This is a genomic window from Duganella sp. HH101 (assembly GCF_001758795.1).
In the GTDB taxonomy this organism is placed as follows: Bacteria; Pseudomonadota; Gammaproteobacteria; order Burkholderiales; family Burkholderiaceae_D; genus Rugamonas; species Rugamonas rivuli.
Genome location: NZ_LRON01000017.1, coordinates 47417 through 64602 on the forward strand (window position 1 = coordinate 47417; position 17186 = coordinate 64602).

Annotated in this window: 14 protein-coding genes; 7 read left to right on the forward strand and 7 right to left on the reverse strand. The window is 68.9% G+C overall.

Going from position 1 to position 17186, the window contains the following annotated elements; all coding sequences use genetic code 11:
• The first annotated feature begins 3 nt into the window (after nt 1-3).
• From DUGA2_RS34850 to DUGA2_RS23370, 4 genes are read left to right on the forward strand one after another with little or no spacing between them, the layout of a single operon-like run.
• Nucleotides 4-132, forward strand: a complete 129-nt coding sequence (locus DUGA2_RS34850) for a hypothetical protein (protein WP_286162321.1) — start codon at nt 4-6, stop codon at nt 130-132.
• A 57-nt stretch (nt 133-189) separates the two neighbouring features.
• Entirely contained in the window at nt 190-1065 is an 876-nt protein-coding gene (locus tag DUGA2_RS23360) for an alpha/beta hydrolase (protein WP_070271810.1), read from the forward strand.
• 22 nt (nt 1066-1087) lie between these two features.
• A complete protein-coding gene (locus DUGA2_RS23365; protein ID WP_070271811.1) occupies nt 1088-2389 on the forward strand; it encodes a DNA-binding protein in 1302 nt (433 codons plus the stop codon).
• Nucleotides 2390-2442: 53 nt separating this feature from the next.
• Nucleotides 2443-3096 carry a glutamine cyclotransferase gene (locus tag DUGA2_RS23370; protein WP_070271812.1) on the forward strand — a complete coding sequence of 218 codons (654 nt, stop codon included), beginning with the start codon at nt 2443-2445 and terminating at the stop codon, nt 3094-3096.
• A 7-nt stretch (nt 3097-3103) separates the two neighbouring features.
• Here DUGA2_RS23370 and DUGA2_RS23375 read toward each other — a convergent pair whose 3' ends face one another.
• Nucleotides 3104-3478 carry a nucleotide pyrophosphohydrolase gene (locus tag DUGA2_RS23375; RefSeq protein ID WP_070271813.1) on the reverse strand — a complete coding sequence of 125 codons (375 nt, stop codon included), beginning with the start codon at nt 3476-3478 and terminating at the stop codon, nt 3104-3106.
• Between the two features lie 91 nt (nt 3479-3569).
• On the opposite strand from DUGA2_RS23375, the gene DUGA2_RS23380 reads away from it, so the two are divergent.
• Together DUGA2_RS23380 and DUGA2_RS23385 are read left to right on the forward strand one after the other, a co-directional pair.
• A complete protein-coding gene (locus DUGA2_RS23380) occupies nt 3570-5435 on the forward strand; it encodes a glycosyltransferase 87 family protein (protein WP_070271814.1) in 1866 nt (621 codons plus the stop codon).
• Nucleotides 5436-5577: 142 nt separating this feature from the next.
• The gene (locus DUGA2_RS23385; protein ID WP_070271815.1) at nt 5578-6453 is read left to right on the forward strand and encodes a head GIN domain-containing protein; all 876 of its coding nucleotides are present in this window, start codon (nt 5578-5580) and stop codon (nt 6451-6453) included.
• Here DUGA2_RS23385 and DUGA2_RS23390 read toward each other — a convergent pair.
• The 4 genes from DUGA2_RS23390 to DUGA2_RS23405 form a co-directional block, all read right to left on the reverse strand.
• A complete protein-coding gene (locus tag DUGA2_RS23390; RefSeq protein WP_141753358.1) occupies nt 6437-7417 on the reverse strand; it encodes an alpha/beta fold hydrolase in 981 nt (326 codons plus the stop codon). The two genes, DUGA2_RS23385 and DUGA2_RS23390, sit on opposite strands and share 17 nt — an antisense overlap.
• Nucleotides 7418-7423: 6 nt before the next feature.
• Complete coding sequence (locus tag DUGA2_RS23395; protein WP_070271817.1) at nt 7424-8923, reverse strand: methyl-accepting chemotaxis protein; 1500 nt, start codon at nt 8921-8923, stop codon at nt 7424-7426.
• A gap of 28 nt (nt 8924-8951) precedes the next feature.
• Entirely contained in the window at nt 8952-11249 is a 2298-nt protein-coding gene (locus DUGA2_RS23400) for a bifunctional diguanylate cyclase/phosphodiesterase (protein ID WP_307171094.1), read from the reverse strand.
• Nucleotides 11250-11345: 96 nt separating this feature from the next.
• On the reverse strand, nt 11346-11978 hold the full coding sequence (locus DUGA2_RS23405; RefSeq protein WP_070271819.1) for a GIN domain-containing protein: 633 nt from the start codon (nt 11976-11978) through the stop codon (nt 11346-11348).
• A 249-nt stretch (nt 11979-12227) separates the two neighbouring features.
• On the opposite strand from DUGA2_RS23405, the gene DUGA2_RS23410 reads away from it, so the two are divergent.
• A complete protein-coding gene (locus tag DUGA2_RS23410; protein WP_070271820.1) occupies nt 12228-13541 on the forward strand; it encodes an MFS transporter in 1314 nt (437 codons plus the stop codon).
• 88 nt (nt 13542-13629) lie between these two features.
• On the opposite strand, the gene DUGA2_RS23415 is transcribed toward DUGA2_RS23410, so the two are convergent.
• Nucleotides 13630-13929, reverse strand: coding sequence for a PsiF family protein (locus DUGA2_RS23415; protein WP_070271821.1), 300 nt, complete (start codon nt 13927-13929; stop codon nt 13630-13632).
• A gap of 91 nt (nt 13930-14020) precedes the next feature.
• On the reverse strand, nt 14021-17086 hold the full coding sequence (gene pulA / locus DUGA2_RS23420; RefSeq protein WP_229214759.1) for a pullulanase-type alpha-1,6-glucosidase: 3066 nt from the start codon (nt 17084-17086) through the stop codon (nt 14021-14023).
• Nucleotides 17087-17186 lie beyond the last annotated feature (100 nt).

Here is a 17186-nt window from a genome sequence, read left to right on the forward strand (position 1 = left end):
ACCGTGCCGCCGCCGTCGGCGGCACCAGTCACCAAGATCAACCAGGCGCCGACGCAGCCGCTGCTGCCATCGTTCTCGCCGTTCGGCATCAACGGCGGCTACTATTCCGCCCGCGCCAACTGCAAGTTCTAAACCCGCCCCCCGGGGTTTTGCGTGTAGCATGACGGTATCGTCAAACGGAGTGCACGCATGTTGAATACTGTGGGAACGACCTTGTTGGCGGCGGCCATTGCCGCCGCGCCCATGACTTTGCAGGATTATCTGGCCCTGAGCGGCCCGGCGCCGACGCAGCATGTGGCTTACGGCCCGGCGCCTTCGCAGTTCGCGGAATTGTTCCAGCCGCCCGGCGATGGCCCGTTCCCGGTGGCGGTGATCGTTCACGGAGGCTGCTGGACCAAGGAGTTCGGCGGCATCACGCAGATGCACAATATGGCAGGGGCCTTGCAGCAGCAGGGCATCGCGGTCTGGAACGTCGAGTATCGCCGCTTCGACGAGCAGGGCGGCGGTTATCCTGGCATGTACCACGATGTCGCCACGGCGCTGGACCGCTTGCGCGTGCTGGCGCCGGAGCGTCGGCTGGACCTGTCGCGCATCGTGCTGGTCGGGCATTCGGCCGGCGGCCATCTGGCGCAGTGGGCGGCTGCGCGCGCGCGTCTGCCGCGCAGCAGTCCCTTGTATGCGGCCGATCCGCTGCCGGTGCCGACCGTGATCAGCCTGGGCGGGCTGGCCGATCTGCGCAACGAGCAGTCGCTGATCAAGACCAGCTGCGACCGCGACATGGCGCAGTTGGCCGGCACCGCCAGCGCCGCACGGCCGGACATCTTTTCCGATACGTCGCCCGCCGAGCTGCTGCCGGCCGGCGTGCGCACGGTGCTGATCCACGGAGAATTCGACACCATCTCGCCGCTGCGCGCGGGGCAGGATTATGCGCGCCGCGCCCAAGCGGCAGGCGATCATGCCGAGGTGATCGTGCTGCCGGGCGGCAGCCATTACGACGAGGTGGCGGCCAGCTCGCCGTCGTGGACCATCGTGTCGGCGCAGATCCGCAAGGCGCTGGGCCTGTAGCGCCTGTGCGCGCGCCGCCGTCATGGATTCCCTGATCGCCGCCTCCGCGCGCGCCCTCGCCGCCGGGGATGCGCTCGGCGCCCTCAAACGCGTCGCCCTGCGCGACGACCCGCCCGCGCTGGCCTTGCGCGGCATCGCCATGGCCCAGCTGGGCGAGCATCGCCGTGCGCGCGAACTGCTGCGGCGGGCCGCGCGCGGCTTCGGCTCCCATGAGGAACTGTCGCGCGCCCGCTGCGTGATCGCCGAGGCCGAGGTGGCGCTGGCCGTGCGCGATTTTACCGCGTCGCCGCGCGCGCTGGCGGCGGCGCTGGCCACGCTGGAGGCGCACGCCGACCACGCCAACCTGCTGCATGCCCGGCTGATCGCGGTACGCCGCCTGCTGCTGCTTGGCCGCCTGGAAGAAGCCGGCGCGGCGCTGGCGCAGTCCGACGCGCGTGTCGCGCCGCGGACGCCGATCGCACCGCAGCCGTCCGCTGCGCGCACCGCACCGCGCGTGCCGGCCGCTCCCGCGGCACGCGCCCCCTTGCCCGCGCTGGCGGCGGTGGCAAGCCTGGCGGCGGCGGAGCTGGCGCTGCGCTCGCTGCGCATCGGCCCCGCGCAGGCGGCGCTGGAGCGGGCCCACGCGGCGGCCGAACGGGCCGGCATTCCGGCGCTGCTGGCCGAAGTGGCGGAGGCGCGCTCAGCGCTCGACCGGCCCGCCGCATTGCGCCTGGCGGCCGGCGGCGAGCAACTGCTGCGCCTCGGCGAAGTGGCTGCGCTGCTGGCCTCCGACACGCTGGTGGTCGACGCCTGCCGCCGTGGACTGGGCAGCGGCGGACTATGGCGGCCACTGGCCCGCCGCCCGCTGCTGTTCGCCCTGGCGCGCGCGCTGGCCGAGGCCTGGCCCGGCGACATCAGCCGCGAAGCGCTGATCGCGACCGCCTTCCGCACCCGCGACCCCGACGCCACCCACCGCGCCCGTCTGCGGGTCGAGATCGGCCGCCTGCGCGCGCTGGTCGCCGACCAGGCGCAGATCGCCGCCACCGCGCGCGGCTTCGTGCTGCAGCCGCTGGCGGGACGCGATGTCGCCGTGCTGGCCCCGCCCATCGCCGGCGAGCAGGCCGCGCTGGTGGCGCTGCTGTCCGACGGCGCGGCCTGGTCGACCTCGGCCCTGGCGCTGGCGCTGGGCGCCAGCCAGCGCACCGTGCAGCGCGCGCTGGCCGAGCTGGAGGAGGCCGGCCGCGTGCGTCCCATCGGCCGCGCGCGCACGCGCCGCTGGCTGGCGCCGCCGCTGGCCGGATACACGACAATCTTGTTACTCCCTGCGGCGCTGCCACTGGAATAAAGTTCACTTGCGGCGCCGCGACGCGGCCCAAGCAACCGACTCAGGAGGCAGCAATGAACACCAGCAAATCCAAAACCAAGACCCGGCCGGCCGAGATCGTGCGCGAGTACGGCCCCTTCGACGGCGTCGAACGCATCCACGGCGTCACCCACGACGGCCAGCGCGTCTGGGCCGCCACCGGCGCCAAACTGATCGCCTTCGATCCCGCCAGCGGCGACACCACCCGCGCGCTGGACGTCGCCAGCGACGCCGGCACCGCCTTCGACGGCACCTATCTGTACCAGATCGCCGAACGGCGCATCGACAAGATCGACCCCGCCAGCGGCCAGGTGCTGGCGTCGATCCCGGCGCCGGGCGACGGCTACGACTCCGGACTGGCCTGGGCCGAGGGCAGCTTGTGGGTGGGCCAGTACCGCGACCGCAAGATCCACCAGGTCGACCCGGCCACCGGCGTGGTCATCCGCAGCATCGCTTCGAACCGCTTCGTCACCGGCGTCAGCTGGGTGGACGGCGAGTTGTGGCACGGTACCTGGGAAGGGGACGAGAGCGATATCCGCCGCATCGACCCGCACAGCGGCGCCGTGCTGGAGCGGCTGGAGATGCCGGACGGCGTCGGCGTCAGCGGCCTGGAATCGGACGGCGCAGGCTTGTTCTACGCCGGTGGCGGCGGCAGCGGCAAGGTGCGCGCGGTGCGCCGCCCGCAGTAGGGAGGGTTCAGTATTCGTTGTACTTGCGGGCGTCGCCGCGCACCTGCGCGGCCGGATATTTGACCGCGTTGAGGGCCATCTTTTCCAGCGCCGCCGCGTACAGGTCCACGCCGCGCTTGTCGGCCAGCTGCACCAGGTAGAGCAGCACGTCGGCCAGCTCGTGGCGGATGGCGGTGCGTCTGGCGTCATCGAGTTCGTCGTCGGCGCCGGTCTTGAGCCACTGGAAATGCTCGGCCAGTTCCGCCACCTCCACCGACAGCGCCATGGCCAGGTTCTTCGGCGTGTGGAACTGCTGCCAATCGCGTTCGCCGGCGAACTGGCGGGTCAGGTCGCGCAGCGCGGTCAGGCTGTCGGCGGCGGAAGGGGAGGCGTGGGTCGTCATGATGGGCGGCGGCGGAGGAAAGTCGGTGCCGCCATGATACCATCGCCGCTTTGCGCGGCCGCTCGCCGCGCGCCTTACTTCCCTTCACCTTATGCAGAATTTTTTCGGCGCCATCGGGCGCTGGTACGACCGCCGCACCGCGCGCTTCAACCGCCCCGGCGCCGTGCGCCACGCCGCCTGGCTGGCGCCGCTGCTGTTCGGCGCATTGTCGCTGCTGCTGGGCCAGGACAACAACTGGGACCTGCGCAACTACCACCTGTACAACGCCTACGCGCTGCTCAACGGCCGCATCGGCTTCGACCTGTCGCCGGGGCAGTGGCAAAGCTATTTCAATCCCACGCTGGACCTGCTGTACTACGGCTTGAACCGCGCGCTGCCGGCGCCGCTGGCCGGCTTTGCCATGGGCGCGCTGCACGGCCTGAACTTCGTGCTGGTGCTGGCCATCGCGCGCCTGCTGCTGCCGGCGCCGGACGCCGCCGACCGCTATCGCCTGCCGTTGCTGCTGGCGCTGGCCGGCACGCTGGGCGCGGGCTTCCTGTCCGAACTGGGCAACTCGATGGGCGACAATATGATCGCGCTGTTCGTGCTGGCGTCGCTGTACCTGGTGCTGCGCCACTGGCCGCGCTGGCGCGCCCTCGACCGTGGCGCCATCGGCTGGCTGGCCTTGTCCGGCCTGGCCATGGGCCTGGGCACGGGCCTGAAGCTGACCAACGCCACCTTCGCGCTGGCGCTGTGCGTGGCGCTGCTGACCATCGGCGGCGGCTGGTGGCAGCGCCTGCGCCTGTCGCTGGTGTACGGCGTGGCGGTGCTGGCCGGGCTGGCCGCCACCGCCGGCCACTGGTTCCTGCGCATGTGGCAGACCTTCGGCAATCCGCTGTTCCCGCAAATGAACGATTTGTTCCGCAGCCCGCTGGCGCTGCCGGTCGGCGTGGCGGACACCGCCCACCTGCCGCACGGCCTGGCCGAAGCGCTGCTGTGGCCTTTCATCTTCACGCTGGACGGCCATCGCGTGTCCGAGCTGGTGATGCGCCAGCTGATCTGGCCCGTGGTCTACCTGCTGTTCATCGCGCTGGCGTTGCGGCTGCTGGCCGGCCGCCTGCGCAGCGCCCCGGCGCCCGCGGCGGCGCCGGCGCCGGCGGCGGATGCCGACGGCCGCACGCGCTTCGTGCTGGTGTTCTTTGCGCTGGGCTATGTGGGCTGGCTCAAGCTGTTCGGCATCTACCGCTACCTGGTGCCGCTGGAGCTGCTCGCGCCGCTGGCGGTGTGGCTGCTGCTGCAGCGGCTGTGCAAGCCGGCGCTGGCCCGCCGCGCCGGCGCCTGGGCGCTGACCGTGTGCGCCATCGTGGTCTTCCCCTTCAGCACCTGGGGCCACAGCGGCTGGACCGCCAACGGCTTCAGCGCCGACGACCCCGGCCTGCCCGATCCGGCCCACAACCTGGTCTACACCGCGCACGGCGATCCGCCGATGGGCTGGATGGCCAGCCTGCTGCCGCCGCAGGTGCCGGTGGTGGCGCTGGCGGGCGGCTTCCCGGAGTCGCCGGCCTACCTGGAGCGCATCCGCGCGATCGCGGCCAGCCGCACCGGCACCCACTATGTGATGCTGATCGGCGCCGCCAACCACGAGGAGATCACGCTGGAGAAGAAAAACCTGCTGGTATCCTGGCTGGGCCAGACCGGCAGCGACGCCGGCTGCGCGCGGCTGGAGCGGATGATGAAGAAGGTGCGCTTCCACGTCGGCGTCGAGATGCTGGCGCAGCCGGACGGGCCGCGCTGCCGCCTCGAGCTGCTGCCGCCATACCGCATGGACCTGGCGGCCCGCAACCTGGAAGTGCGGCAAAAGGCGGCCCTGGACCTGCAGCGCTACGGCCTGCGCGTGCGGCTCGACACCTGCCGCGTGCACCGGGCGGCGATAGGCAGCGAGCCCTATCCCTACCAGTTGTGCGAAGTCGGCCGATAGCCGCGGCAAAGGGTGGCCATAGCGCCCATGGCGCCCTTTGGTCGTTTTGGCCCCCGTTTTCTGCCGTTCGTCGCACGGCGCGGGCGGCGCGCGGGTGGCGGCGCTACAGTGTCGATACTATAACTTCAGGGACGACCCCATCATGCGCACCGCCATCTCCATCGCCGTCATCACCGCCTTCGCCACCCTCGCCGGCTGCGCCGTCATCGTCGTCCCGGACGACGGCAACGGCAATGTCCATTTCAATTCGGCTTTCGGCAGCTCGGCGGTGCAGGGCAACGGCCAGCAGGCGGTGGAACGCCGCGACGCGGTTGGCGCCGACGGCATCGATATCAACGGCCCGGTCGTGGTCGAAGTGCGCGTCGGCGATGCGCCGTCGCTGCAGGTCGAAGGCGACAGCAACCTGCTGCCTATGCTGCGCACCGACGCCAGCGGCGGCTCGCTGCGGGTCTGGGTCGATGGCCGCATCCAGAGCGCCAGCCCGCTGCGCGTGATCTACACCACGCCGCAGCTGCGCCAGATCCAGTCGAACGGCTCCGGGCGCCTGACCGTCAGCGGCTTGAACGGCGGCGCGCTGAGCCTGAGCCAGAACGGTTCGCGCCAGGTGCAGTTGTCGGGCACCGTCAGCCGCCTCGACGCGCGCGTCAACGGTTCCGGCGGCGTCAACGCCAGCGGCCTGCAAAGCGGTTCCACCGTCGCCAGCATCAACGGTTCCGGGCGCCTGGACCTGGGCCGCCTGAACGGCGACACGCTCAGCCTGGACATCCACGGTTCCGGCGGCGCCAACGCCAGCGGCAGCGTGCGCAATATGACGGTGCGCCTGTTCGGTTCGGGCAGCGCCGACCTGGCCGGCCTGACCAGCCAGAGCGCGGAACTGTCGTCGAACGGCTCCGGCAGCATCTCGGCCGGCGTCAGCCAGTCGGTGGTGGCCGACGCTTCCGGCTCCGGCCGCGTCACCGTGTACGGCAACCCTGCCCAGCGCACCCTGACCGGCAAGCGCGTCAGCGTGGTTCAGTAAGCAGCACTGCGGCCGCCGGCGCAACGCTCGCCGCCTGCGCCAGCCGGCGGCGGAAGTCGACGTAGTCATGGGCGCTGCGGCGCGGCGCCTCCAGCATCGGCAGGTGGCCGATGCCGGGCATCAGGATCACGCGGTGCTGGCCGAACAGCGCGGCCAATGCGGCGGCGCCGGACGGATGCAGGATGCGGTCCTCTTCTCCCCACACGATCAGCGCCGGCGTGCGCAAGCCATCGAACTGCCGCTCCAGCAGCGGCGACGCCGTCACCTGGCGCAGGATGGCCGTGTGCAGCGCGAAGTCGGCCACGGCCCGCCGCGCCAGCGCCGTGCGCACCGAATACGGCAGGAAGAAGGCGCGCTGCGAGGAACTGGCGATCAGCTGCGCGAAGTCGCCTTCCTTCGGCACCAGCAGCGGCATGGCGCCGGTGGCGCGGTAGCCGGTCAGCGCGGGCGAGCTTTGCGCGGCCTCGGTGCCCGCCGCGTCCAGCAGCCACAAGCTGGCCACCCGCTCGGGATGGCCGGCGGCGAACTGCGCGGCGATGTAGCCGCCCATCGAATTGCCTCCCAGATGGACCCGTCCCGGCGCATGGCGGTCGAGGAAGGCGCGCAGCCGTTCGACCTGGTCGGCGATGGCGTAGCCGGCCTGCGGATCGCGGCTGGCGTCGCCGAAGCCGGGCAGGTCGGGGATCAGCACGCGGTAGCGCGGCGTCAGGAAGCGGGCGATGCGGGTGAAGTTGTCCTTGTCGCCGGCGAAGCCGTGCACCAGCACCAGGACTTCGCCGCTGCCGCCCTCCAGGTAGGGCATGGAGCAGCCGGGCAGGGCGGCCTGGCGCAGCCGCAGGCCGGCGCGGCGCCGTTCCAGCGCCATGCCCAGCCGCGCCGCCGCCACCGGCGCCACGCGTTCGAACAGCAAGACGGCGGCCAACAGCGCCGCCGCCATGGATAAAACGGTATAAATAATGATCATCGTTGGTCAGCGCACCTTAAAGAAGGACATCGAACTTTGGAGCTGCTCCGCCTGGCCGCTCATTTCCTCGGCGGTGGCGGCCAGCTGCTCGGAACTGGAGGCGTTCATCTGCGTGGTCTGGCTCAACTGGCTCATGGCGGAATTGATCTGGCCCGCGCCCGCGCTCTGCTCCTCCGACGCCGCCGTGATCTCCTGCACCAGGTCCGAGGTGCGCTTGATGTTGGGCAGCATGGTGTCGAGCAGCGCGCCGGCCTTCTCGGCCAGGTCGACGCTGCCGCTGGCGACCTGCTCGATCTCCTGCGCCGCCACCTGGCTGCGTTCGGCCAGCTTGCGCACCTCGGCCGCCACCACCGCGAAGCCCTTGCCATGCTCGCCGGCGCGCGCCGCCTCGATGGCCGCGTTCAGCGCCAGCAGGTTGGTCTGGTAGGCGATGTCGTCGATGATGCCGATCTTCTTGGCGATCTCGCGCATCGCCGTCACCGTCGAGCGCACCGCCTCGCCGCCTTCGCCGGCTTCCTGCGCGGCCTTGCCGGCCATGCCGTCGGTGACTTTGGCGTTCTCGGTGTTCTGCGCGATCGAGGCCGACATCTGCTCGATGGCGGCGCTCGATTCCTCGGCCGCCGCCGCCTGCTCGCTGGCGCCCTGCGACAGCGATTGCGCGGTGGCGCTGACTTCCTCCGAAGCGCTGGCCAGCGCCTCGGCGCCGTCATTGACCTCGCTGACCACCCGCGACAGGTTGACCACCATGGTGTTCATCGCCGCCAGCAGGCTGGTGGTGTCGCCCGGCTTGATGCGCACCTGTTCGGTCAGGTCGCCGGAGGCCACGCGGTTGACGATGTGGGCGGCGTAATCCGGTTCGCCGCCCAGCTGGCGCAGCAGCACGCGCGTGATCAGGGTGGCGATCGCCGCCACCGCCAGCAGCGTGGCAGCCGCGATGACGATGGAGTTGCGCATCGCCGCCTTCTTCATGGCCTCGGCCTCGTCGGCGCCTTTTTTACCCAGCTCCATGTTGTAGTCGAAGTGGTTGTCGATGGCGGCCTGCATCACCTGGATCTCGGGCCTGGCCTGCTCCAGCGCGACGCGCGCCTTGTCGTTGCGGTTGGCGCGCGACTCCGCCAGCACCGCCTCGATCTGCGGCTGCACCTTGGCCCACGAGGTCTTCTCGCGCTCCAGTATGGCCTTGTCCTTGTCGTCCGACAGCAGGGCCTCGTATTTTTTCAGGTTGTCGTCGACCGCCTTGCGCATCTCGGCCACCTGGTTGTCGATCTCCGCCATTTTCTTGTCGTCGGTATTGAGCACGTGCTGGTTGACGCGGATGCGCATGCGCAGGAAGGCGTCGCGCAGCCGGTCCAGCACCACCAGGCTGGGCACCGTGTTGACGGTGGAGTAGCTGGCCGATTCGTAGACCTTGTCCATCTGGTACTGGCTCACCCCGGCCAGCAGCAGGATGCCGGCCAATGCGGCGCCGGCCAGGACGATCATCTTGTGTGCGACTGTCAGTTTCATTGCGTCGTTCTCCCCAGTTGTCTGTGGCTTACGCGGCCGCCACTGCCGTATTGCTTTGCAATCGTTCGATCAACGCCGCCAGCGGCATCGGCCGCGCATACAGATAGCCCTGCATGCAGGCGCAGGCGTTGGCGATCAGGAAGTCGGCCTGGGCCTGGGTCTCCACGCCCTCGGCCACCACCCGCAGGCCCAGGTGGCCGGCCATCGCCAGGATGGACTGCACCAGCGCGCGGCTGTTGGCGTCGTCCGGCGTGTCCATGATGAAGCTGCGGTCTATCTTCAACTCGTACAGCGGCATCTTCTTCAGGTAGGCCAGGCTGGAATAGCCGGTGCCGAAATCGTCGATCGAGAAGCGCAGCCCCAGCGCCGCCAGCTGGTGCATGCGGGCGATGGTCTCGTCCATCTTGTCGATCAACAGGCCCTCGGTCACTTCCAGCACCAGCATGGCGGCCGGGGCGCCGGTGTCGGCCAGCGTGCGCTGCACCACCTCGACGAAATCGGCCTGGCGGAACTGGGTCGGGCTGACGTTGACCGACAGCGGCATCGCCAGCCCGGCCTGCGCCAGCCGCAGCACCGCCTCGCAGGCCTGGCGCAGCGCCCACGCGCCCAGTTCGACGATCAGCCCCGATTCCTCGGCCACCGGGATGAACACGTTCGGCGGCACCATGTCGCCGCCGGCCAGCGGCCAGCGCATCAGCAGCTCGCCGCCGACGGTGCGGCCGGTGCGGTCGACCTGGGCCTGCACGTGCATCTGCAGTTCGCCGGCGGCCAGCGCGGCGGCCAGGTCGCGCTCCAGCGTCAGGCGCCGTTCGACTTCGGCCTGCATCGCCGTCTCGAAGAAGGCGATGCCGTTGCGGCCCTCGGCCTTGGCGCGGTACATCGCGGTGTCGGCTTCGCGCAGCAGGTCCTGCGCGCTCTGGCCCTCGGCGGCGTCGCCGCTCTTGGGCAGCATGGTGACGCCGATGCTGGCGGTGGAGTTGTAGCTCTGGCCCTCGATCTCGACGTCGCGGCCGATGGCGACGCGGATCTTCTCGGCCACCGTCAGCGCCGCGTGGGTGGCGGCGTGCAGGTCGTGCGCCAGGTGGCCGAGCAGCACCACGAATTCGTCGCCGCCGATGCGCGCTACGGTGTCGGCCTTGCGCATCAGCTGCGACAGGCGGGCGGCGGCGTTGCACAGCAGGGCGTCGCCGGTGGCGTGGCCGCGCGCGTCGTTGATGGTCTTGAAGCGGTCCAGGTCGATGAACATCACCGCGCTGTAGGTGGCGCCGCGCTCGGAGCTGGCCAGCAGCTTGTCGATGCGGTCCATCAGCAGGCGGCGGTTGGGCAGGCCGGTCAGCACGTCGAAGAAGGCCAGGCGGTGGATATCGTCCTGCGATTTCTTGCGCTCGGTGATGTCGCGCTCGACCGCCACCCAGTGCGTGTTGACGCCGCCCTCGCCGGCGAACGGCACCAGCTCGGTCTCCACCCAGTAGGGCTCGCCGGACTTGGTGTAGTTCAGCAGCTCGGCGCGTACCGCCTCGCTGCGCGCCATGGCGCGCTCGATGTGGGCCAGCACCGCCGTTTCCGTGTCCGGCCCCTGCAGCAGGCGCAGGCTGCGGCCCAGCACTTCGCCGCGCCGGTAGCCGGTGCGGCGCTCGAACGCTTCGTTGACGAAGATGATGCGCTGCGCCGCCTCGCCGCCGCCTTCCTGGTCGACCTCGGCGATCAGCACCATGTCGTTCAGGCGCGACACGGCGGCCGAGGTCAGGCGCAGCTCGGCGTTCAGCGCCGACAGTTCGGCCTGGTGGCTCTGCAGCTCGCTGAAGGAGCGCGCCAGGTGCTGCAGCAGCACGGCGCAGGACAGCGTCAGCACCGCCGTCATGAACATGAAGTTGATGGTGACGATGGCGGCCTTGAGGAAGCCGTAGTCCGGCATGCCTTCGATGTACAGCTTGGAGTTCTGTTCGAAGCCGACCACCATCACCGCCAGTCCGGCCAGGCCCAGCGTCCACAGCGCCGGCCGCAGTCCCAGCAGCAGCGCCGCCAGCACCGGGACGGCCATCAGGTAGATCTGGCTGACCGGCCCGACCTTGAGCAGCAGGCCGATGCCGACGATGAAGGCGACCGCCAGGAAGTTGAGCACGCGGATGGTGTAGGGCAGGCGCCGCAGGCGCCAGATGCCCGCCAGCCACAGCAGCGCGACGATGTCGATGACGACGATGGACCACAGGCCTTCGCTGGCGGCCAGCAGCACGCTGGGCACGGCGGTTGCCGATCCGAGCAGGAACACGACCAGCAGCAGCTTCGCAAAGATTTGCGCGCGCCAGTGCGCGATGTCGTTCGGCACAGCCACTGTTCCTGCCTCCGGAATGCGTTGCGGGTTGTGGTGCTTATTCGGTCCTTTGATAGTACCCGCAATCTCTCATCGTGTCAGCAAGGCAAGTTAGTCCCTGGCGTTGACGCTGCCGATGCCGGCCACGGACTTGTTGACGGTCTTGGGATGGCCGTAGTAGTCCAGCTCGCCCATGCCCTTGGCGACGGCGTTGAGCAGGTCGGTGGCGTGCACGCTGACATGGCCGACGCCTTCGAAGTTGACGTCGACGCGCTCGGCCACTAGCGACTTGGTATCGACTTCGCCGACGCCCTTGGCGTTGACGCGCAGGTACTTGACTTTGCCGTTGGCGACCAGGTGGCCGGCGCCCAGGTAGCCGATGTCGAGGCGGTCGGTGTTGACCTTGTTGAGGATGGTTTCGCCGGCGCCTTCGACCTTGACGCGGCTCAGCGACGGCACCGTAATGGTGATGCGCGGGTCGCTCTTGGAAGATTTGAAGGTCTTGTCCGGCATGGTGATGCGCAGTTCGTTGTCGACCACCTCGGTCTTGAGCGCGGCGACGAAGCTGTCCTCGCCGCTGACCACCACCGATTGCGTCTTGCCCACCTCCACCGTCATGGCGAACGCGCCCTTGGCGCTGATGGCGACGAAGGAGGGCAGGGGGCGGGTCGACTCGGCGGCCTGGGCGGCGGCGCTCAGGGCGAACAGGGCGGGGATCAGGACGGCGGCAGCGGTACGGCGCATGGTAAGACCTCGGTAAGGGATGAAATTTAACGTTGTTAATTTTAACAATGTTAATCTTACTGAAGCTGGCCGCCGCTGCCGACAAGTTTGCGACAAACTGCAAAAAAACGGCATTGTGTTGCGCTAAGGCTACGATCAACGGTAGCCCGTTGAAGGGAAAATGAAAGCAAAGCTGCGTATCATCGGCGGACGCCCCCTCCTTGCGGGCGTGATTCGAACGACAACAAAGTATCAACCGCGAGACATGTCATGACTTCCTCTACCACCCACCAACCCCGGCAGTCGCGCTTCAGCACGGTGTTCCGCGTCGTCAGCGGCAACTTCATGGAGATGTTCGACTTCTTCCTGTTCGGCTTTTACGCCAACGCCATCGCCCGGGCCTTCTTCCCCAGCGGCGATGAAGTCGCCTCGCTGATGATGACCTTCATGACCTTCGGCGCCGGCTTCCTGATGCGCCCGCTCGGCGCCATCATCCTGGGCGCCTATGTCGACCGCGTCGGCCGCCGCCAGGGCCTGATCGTCACGCTGGCGCTGATGGCGCTGGGCACCTTGCTGATCGCCTGCGTGCCGGGCTACGCCAGCATCGGCTACCTGGCGCCGGCGCTGGTGCTGACCGGCCGCCTGCTGCAAGGCTTCTCGGCCGGCGTCGAGCTGGGCGGGGTGTCGGTCTACCTGTCGGAGATGGCGCCGCCGGGCCGCAAGGGTTTCTATGTCAGCTGGCAGTCGGCCAGCCAGCAGGTGGCGGTGGTGGCTGCCGCCGCGCTGGGCTTCGCGCTCAACCAGTGGCTGACGCCGGCCGAGGTGGGCGCGTGGGGCTGGCGCATCCCGTTCTTCGTCGGCTGCCTGATCGTGCCGGTGCTGTTCGTGATCCGCCGCTCGCTGCAGGAGACCGAGGAATTCAAGGCGCGCAAGCACCGCCCTGAGCTGAAGGAAATCTTCCGCTCCATGCTCAACAACTGGGCGCTGGTGATCGCCGGCATGATGCTGGTGGCGATGACCACCGTATCGTTCTACCTGATCACCGTCTATACGCCGACCTTCGGCAAGAACGTGCTGCACCTGTCCACCGCCGACGCGCTGATGGTGACGCTGTGCGTGGGCGTGTCGAACTTCCTGTGGCTGCCGGCGATGGGGGCGCTGTCGGACCGCGTCGGCCGCCGTCCGCTGCTGATCTGCTTTACCGTGCTGGCCATCTTCACCGCCTACCCGGCGCTGCACTGGCTGGTGCAGTCGCCCAGCTTCGGCCGCATGCTGGGCGTGGAGCTGTGGCTGTCCTTCCTGTACGCCAGCTACAACGGCGCGATGGTGGTGGCGCTGACCGAGGTGATGCCGGTGGAGGTGCGCACGGTGGGCTTCTCGCTGGCCTACAGCCTGGCGACGGCGGTGTTCGGCGGCTTCACGCCGGCCATCGCCACCGGCCTGATCGAATACACCGGCGACAAGAGCGCGCCCGGCTGGTGGATGACGTTTGCCGCCGTGTGCGGGCTGTGTGCGACGCTGATCCTGTATGGCCGTCAGCAGCGCCAGCAGCAGCGTTCGGCCGGGGCCGGCGCCGCGGCGTAGCGCAAATGAGAACGCCATGTGGCGTTGCGACGGTCTTGAACGTCGCAAGCGCACATGGCGTTTTTTTCGGGGGGGACTTGCGGCCGGCTTACTTGTTGCTCAGGCATTCCTTCATGAAGGTCTTGCGCTCGTCGCCTTTTTTGCCGGTGGCGTCGGCATTACATTTCTTCATCTTGTCCTGCTGCGTCACTTTCGGCGCCGGCGCCGCGGCATCCGCGCTCAGGCACTGTTTCATGAAGGCCTTGCGTTCATCGCCTTTTTTGCCGGTGGCGTCGGCGTTACAGGTTTTCATCTTGCTTTGCTGGGCCGTCGGCTCGGCGGCGTTGGCGGCAACGGCCATCGCACCGCTCAGGGACAGGATCAGACTGGCAACGAACAGTTTTTTCATTTTCAATTCCTCGAAGGTCGAATGACGGTAGGCGCGGCGGATGCTCTTGCCGCAAGGGCACTATAACCGAGTTGGCATCCGCCGGTCCATCCTATTGCGCCTCCTCCACGAACACCACGGTGCTGCGCGCGGCGATGCTGAACTTGCCGCCGGCGCTGACGTAGCCGCCCAGGCGCGCGCCCTTGCCGCCGTCGGCGTTCAACAGCACCTTGTGCAGCGCCAGCTTGCGGCCGGCCAGCTCCGGCACCGCGATGGTGCGTGCCACCTTGTCGACATTGAACAGCACCACCACCGCCTTGTAGCGCGCGCCGTCGTAGCGGCTGGGGTGCTGGCCGTCGATGCTCATGACGATCAGTCCCGGCACCTGCTGCGGCCCGGTGTTATGGAAGCGCAGCCGTTCCGACACGTCCTGCGCCGTGCGCAGGCGGAACAGGCTGCTGTCCCGGCGGATCGCCAGCAAGTCGTTGACGGCGTTGCGCGCGCCGACGATGGCGGCGCTGTCCGGCTTGAGCAGCGGGTTGGCCAGCAGCGGCGCCATCAGCGGCCAGTTGTCCTGGTTGACGCCCGCCATCGGCAGGCCGACGCCGAAGTTGTTTGACTGGTAGCTGTAGTCGAGCTTGTTGAACCAGTCGCCGGCGTCGTAGCTGTCGCGGTCCATCGACTTCGAACGCAGGATTTCCTGGCCGGCGTGCAGGAAGGGCACGCCCTGCGACAGGATGTTGATCGCCGCGCCCAGGTTCTGCACCTTCACGCGGTCGGCCATGCTGGTGGCCAGCGGCAGCTTGTAGGCGTTGAGGTCGTACAGCGTCTGGTTGTCGTGCGCTTCGACGTAGTTGATGGTCTCGGCCGGGCTGGCGGCAAAGCCCGCCTGCTGGCCGAAGTAGTCGATCTGCGCGTTGCTGCGCAGGGCGCCGGTGCGGTCGACAAAGCTGTAGTCGCGCAGCGTGCCGGACAGGCCCACCTTGACCAGGTCGCCCAGGCGCAGCAAGTCGTCCTTGCTCTGCGTCGATTGCGCGTTCGGATCGGTGTAGGCGCCGTTGATGAAACCCTGCTGGCTGATCAGGCTGGAACCGCTGTCGCAGCAGCCGCCGCCGCGCACACTGTCGCGGATGCGGTCGTTGAACGAGCCGATGCCGCTGCCGTACATATTGGCCTGGCGCGCCTGCACGAAGCGGACATCGTTGCCGACGGCGCCGAAGTTCCAGGCTTCGCCGTACAGGTAGATGTCGCGTCCGGCCGCGCTGTTGACGGCGCTCTGCAATTGTTTCATCACCGCCAGCGGCGTGAAGCCCATGATGTCGAAGCGGAAGCTGTCGACCTTGTAGTCGCGCGCCCAGGTGCTGACGGAATCGATCATCAGCTTGGCCATCATGGCGTTCTCGGACGCGGTGTCGGCGCAGCAGCTGTCGTTGGTGATGCCGCCGCCGGCGTTGAGGCGGTAGTAGTAGGCGGGCACGATCTTGTCGAGCACCGACAGCGGGCCCTGCTGCGAAGCGCTGGTGTGGTTGTAGACCACGTCCATCGTCACCCGCAGGCCTTGCTTGTGCAAGCCCTGCACCATGGCGCGGAACTCGCGCACGCGCACCGCGCCGTCGTTGGCGTCGGTCGCATAGCTGCCTTCCGGCGCCGTGTAGTGCACCGGATCGTAGCCCCAGTTGAAGCAGTCGCCGCCGCGCGTCGCCTCCACCGCCGCCTGCTGGGCGCTGGAATCGGCGGCGGCGTTGGGAATGGCAGGCGTGCTGCAGCCGGCCTCGTTGACGCTGGCGTAGTCGAACGATGGCAGCAGGTGGATGTGGGTCAGGCCGGATTGCTGCATCAGGCGCAGGTGGCGCATGCCGTTGCTGTCCTGGTCGGTGAACGCCAGGTATTTGCCGCGGTGCGCGGCCGGCACGGTGGCGTCGCCGGCGCTGAAGTCGCGGATGTGCAGCTCGTACAGCGCGATGTCGGTCGGGCTGTCCAGGCGCGGCAGCGGATGGTGGTCCCAGCCGTCCGGCTTGAGGGCGGCGCTGTCGAGGTTGGCGACGAAGCTGCGCTGGCTGTTGGCGTTCAGGCTGAACGAGTAGGGGTCGGTCACGCTGTTGTCGACCAGCGTGTTGCCGGCCCAGCGCGACAGCACCTGCACCTTGTAGGTGTAGTAGTAGCGGTTGACCCAGCTGGCGTCGGGCGCGGTGTAGCTCCACACGCCGCTGGCGGCGTCGCGGTTCATGGCGCGCGTCAGCGTGCTGGCGCTATTGGCGTCCGGATAGAGCTGGAGGCTGACCGACTTGGCGGTCGGCGCCCACACGCGGAAGGTCGGCACGCCGTTGCGGTCGTAGCTCAGGCCCAGCGTGGCGCTGGCGGCGGCCGGGGCGAACACGCTGTCGAGCATGCCGCTCATTTGCAGCGACGTCACTTGCAGCAGCTTGCCGTTGGCGTCGAAGCGGGCGACGGCGAACTGGCCGCTGGCCTTGGCGGCGATGCCGGCCGCGTCGGCGTCGGCCATGGTCAGCGCGGTGGCGCCGGCCAGGTGCGGATATTTTTGCTGCAGCGGCGCCGGCAGCGCACCGGTGTTCAGCGCGATGCTGCCGTCGGCGCCGGTGACGCCGGCCGCGCTGGAGCCCAGGCCGCCGTTGGCCGCGTAGTACAGGCGGTAGCTGCCGTCGGCGGCGGCGCCCGGCCAGGCCAGCGTGGCGGCCGACAGCCAGTGCGCGCTGGCGTTGTTGAGGTTGCCGTAGCTGATGGTGGGCGGCGCGCTGTAGACGGTGCAGTCGCCTTCCAGCATCCAGACTTCCTGGCCGTTGGCGGCGATGTCGGGCGCGAAGTTGGCGGACTGGTCGTTGCCGCAGTTCTTGTTGCCGCTGCCGTCAGTCACCAGGAACCAGATCGCCGATTTGGCGGTGTTGACGGGGATGTCGACGTAGCCGCCGAACTCGTCGCTCTGGGTCATCATGAAGCGGCCGCTGATCCAGCCCGGGCTGGGGTTGACCGGGCCGTCCCACGAGTACACGCCCCACTGGCCGGCGTCGCCGGCGGCGCGGTGGAAGTGCATGCGGATATTGGCCGGGGCGGGCGGCGCCGCCACCAGTCCCGATACCATCTTGCCGCCCAGTAGCTTGTTGCCCGGGGCGGCGCCGCCGTCGCTGCCGCCGCAGGCGGCCAGCAGGGCGAGCATGCCCATGGCCGTAGCGGTTTTCAAATGCGAAACTAAACTACAGTGAAATTTCATGCTGTCTCCGTGTTTTATGACTCCAGTCATCTGGGAACTGGATGGTTCTGTA

Excerpts from the sequence above, each read along its gene's own strand:
- DUGA2_RS23385 (WP_070271815.1), top strand. The coding sequence starts at position 5,578 with ATGCGCACCGCCATCTCCATCGCCGTCATCACCGCCTTCGCCACCCTC.
- DUGA2_RS23375 (WP_070271813.1), bottom strand. The coding sequence starts at position 3,478 with ATGACGACCCACGCCTCCCCTTCCGCCGCCGACAGCCTGACCGCGCTG.
- DUGA2_RS23415 (WP_070271821.1), bottom strand. The coding sequence starts at position 13,929 with ATGAAAAAACTGTTCGTTGCCAGTCTGATCCTGTCCCTGAGCGGTGCG.
- DUGA2_RS23390 (WP_141753358.1), bottom strand. The coding sequence starts at position 7,417 with ATGATCATTATTTATACCGTTTTATCCATGGCGGCGGCGCTGTTGGCC.
- DUGA2_RS23370 (WP_070271812.1), top strand. The coding sequence starts at position 2,443 with ATGAACACCAGCAAATCCAAAACCAAGACCCGGCCGGCCGAGATCGTG.
- DUGA2_RS23380 (WP_070271814.1), top strand. The coding sequence starts at position 3,570 with ATGCAGAATTTTTTCGGCGCCATCGGGCGCTGGTACGACCGCCGCACC.
- DUGA2_RS23410 (WP_070271820.1), top strand. The coding sequence starts at position 12,228 with ATGACTTCCTCTACCACCCACCAACCCCGGCAGTCGCGCTTCAGCACG.
- pulA (WP_229214759.1), bottom strand. The coding sequence starts at position 17,086 with ATGGGCATGCTCGCCCTGCTGGCCGCCTGCGGCGGCAGCGACGGCGGC.
- DUGA2_RS23395 (WP_070271817.1), bottom strand. The coding sequence starts at position 8,923 with ATGAAACTGACAGTCGCACACAAGATGATCGTCCTGGCCGGCGCCGCA.
- DUGA2_RS23360 (WP_070271810.1), top strand. The coding sequence starts at position 190 with ATGTTGAATACTGTGGGAACGACCTTGTTGGCGGCGGCCATTGCCGCC.
- DUGA2_RS23405 (WP_070271819.1), bottom strand. The coding sequence starts at position 11,978 with ATGCGCCGTACCGCTGCCGCCGTCCTGATCCCCGCCCTGTTCGCCCTG.
- DUGA2_RS23365 (WP_070271811.1), top strand. The coding sequence starts at position 1,088 with ATGGATTCCCTGATCGCCGCCTCCGCGCGCGCCCTCGCCGCCGGGGAT.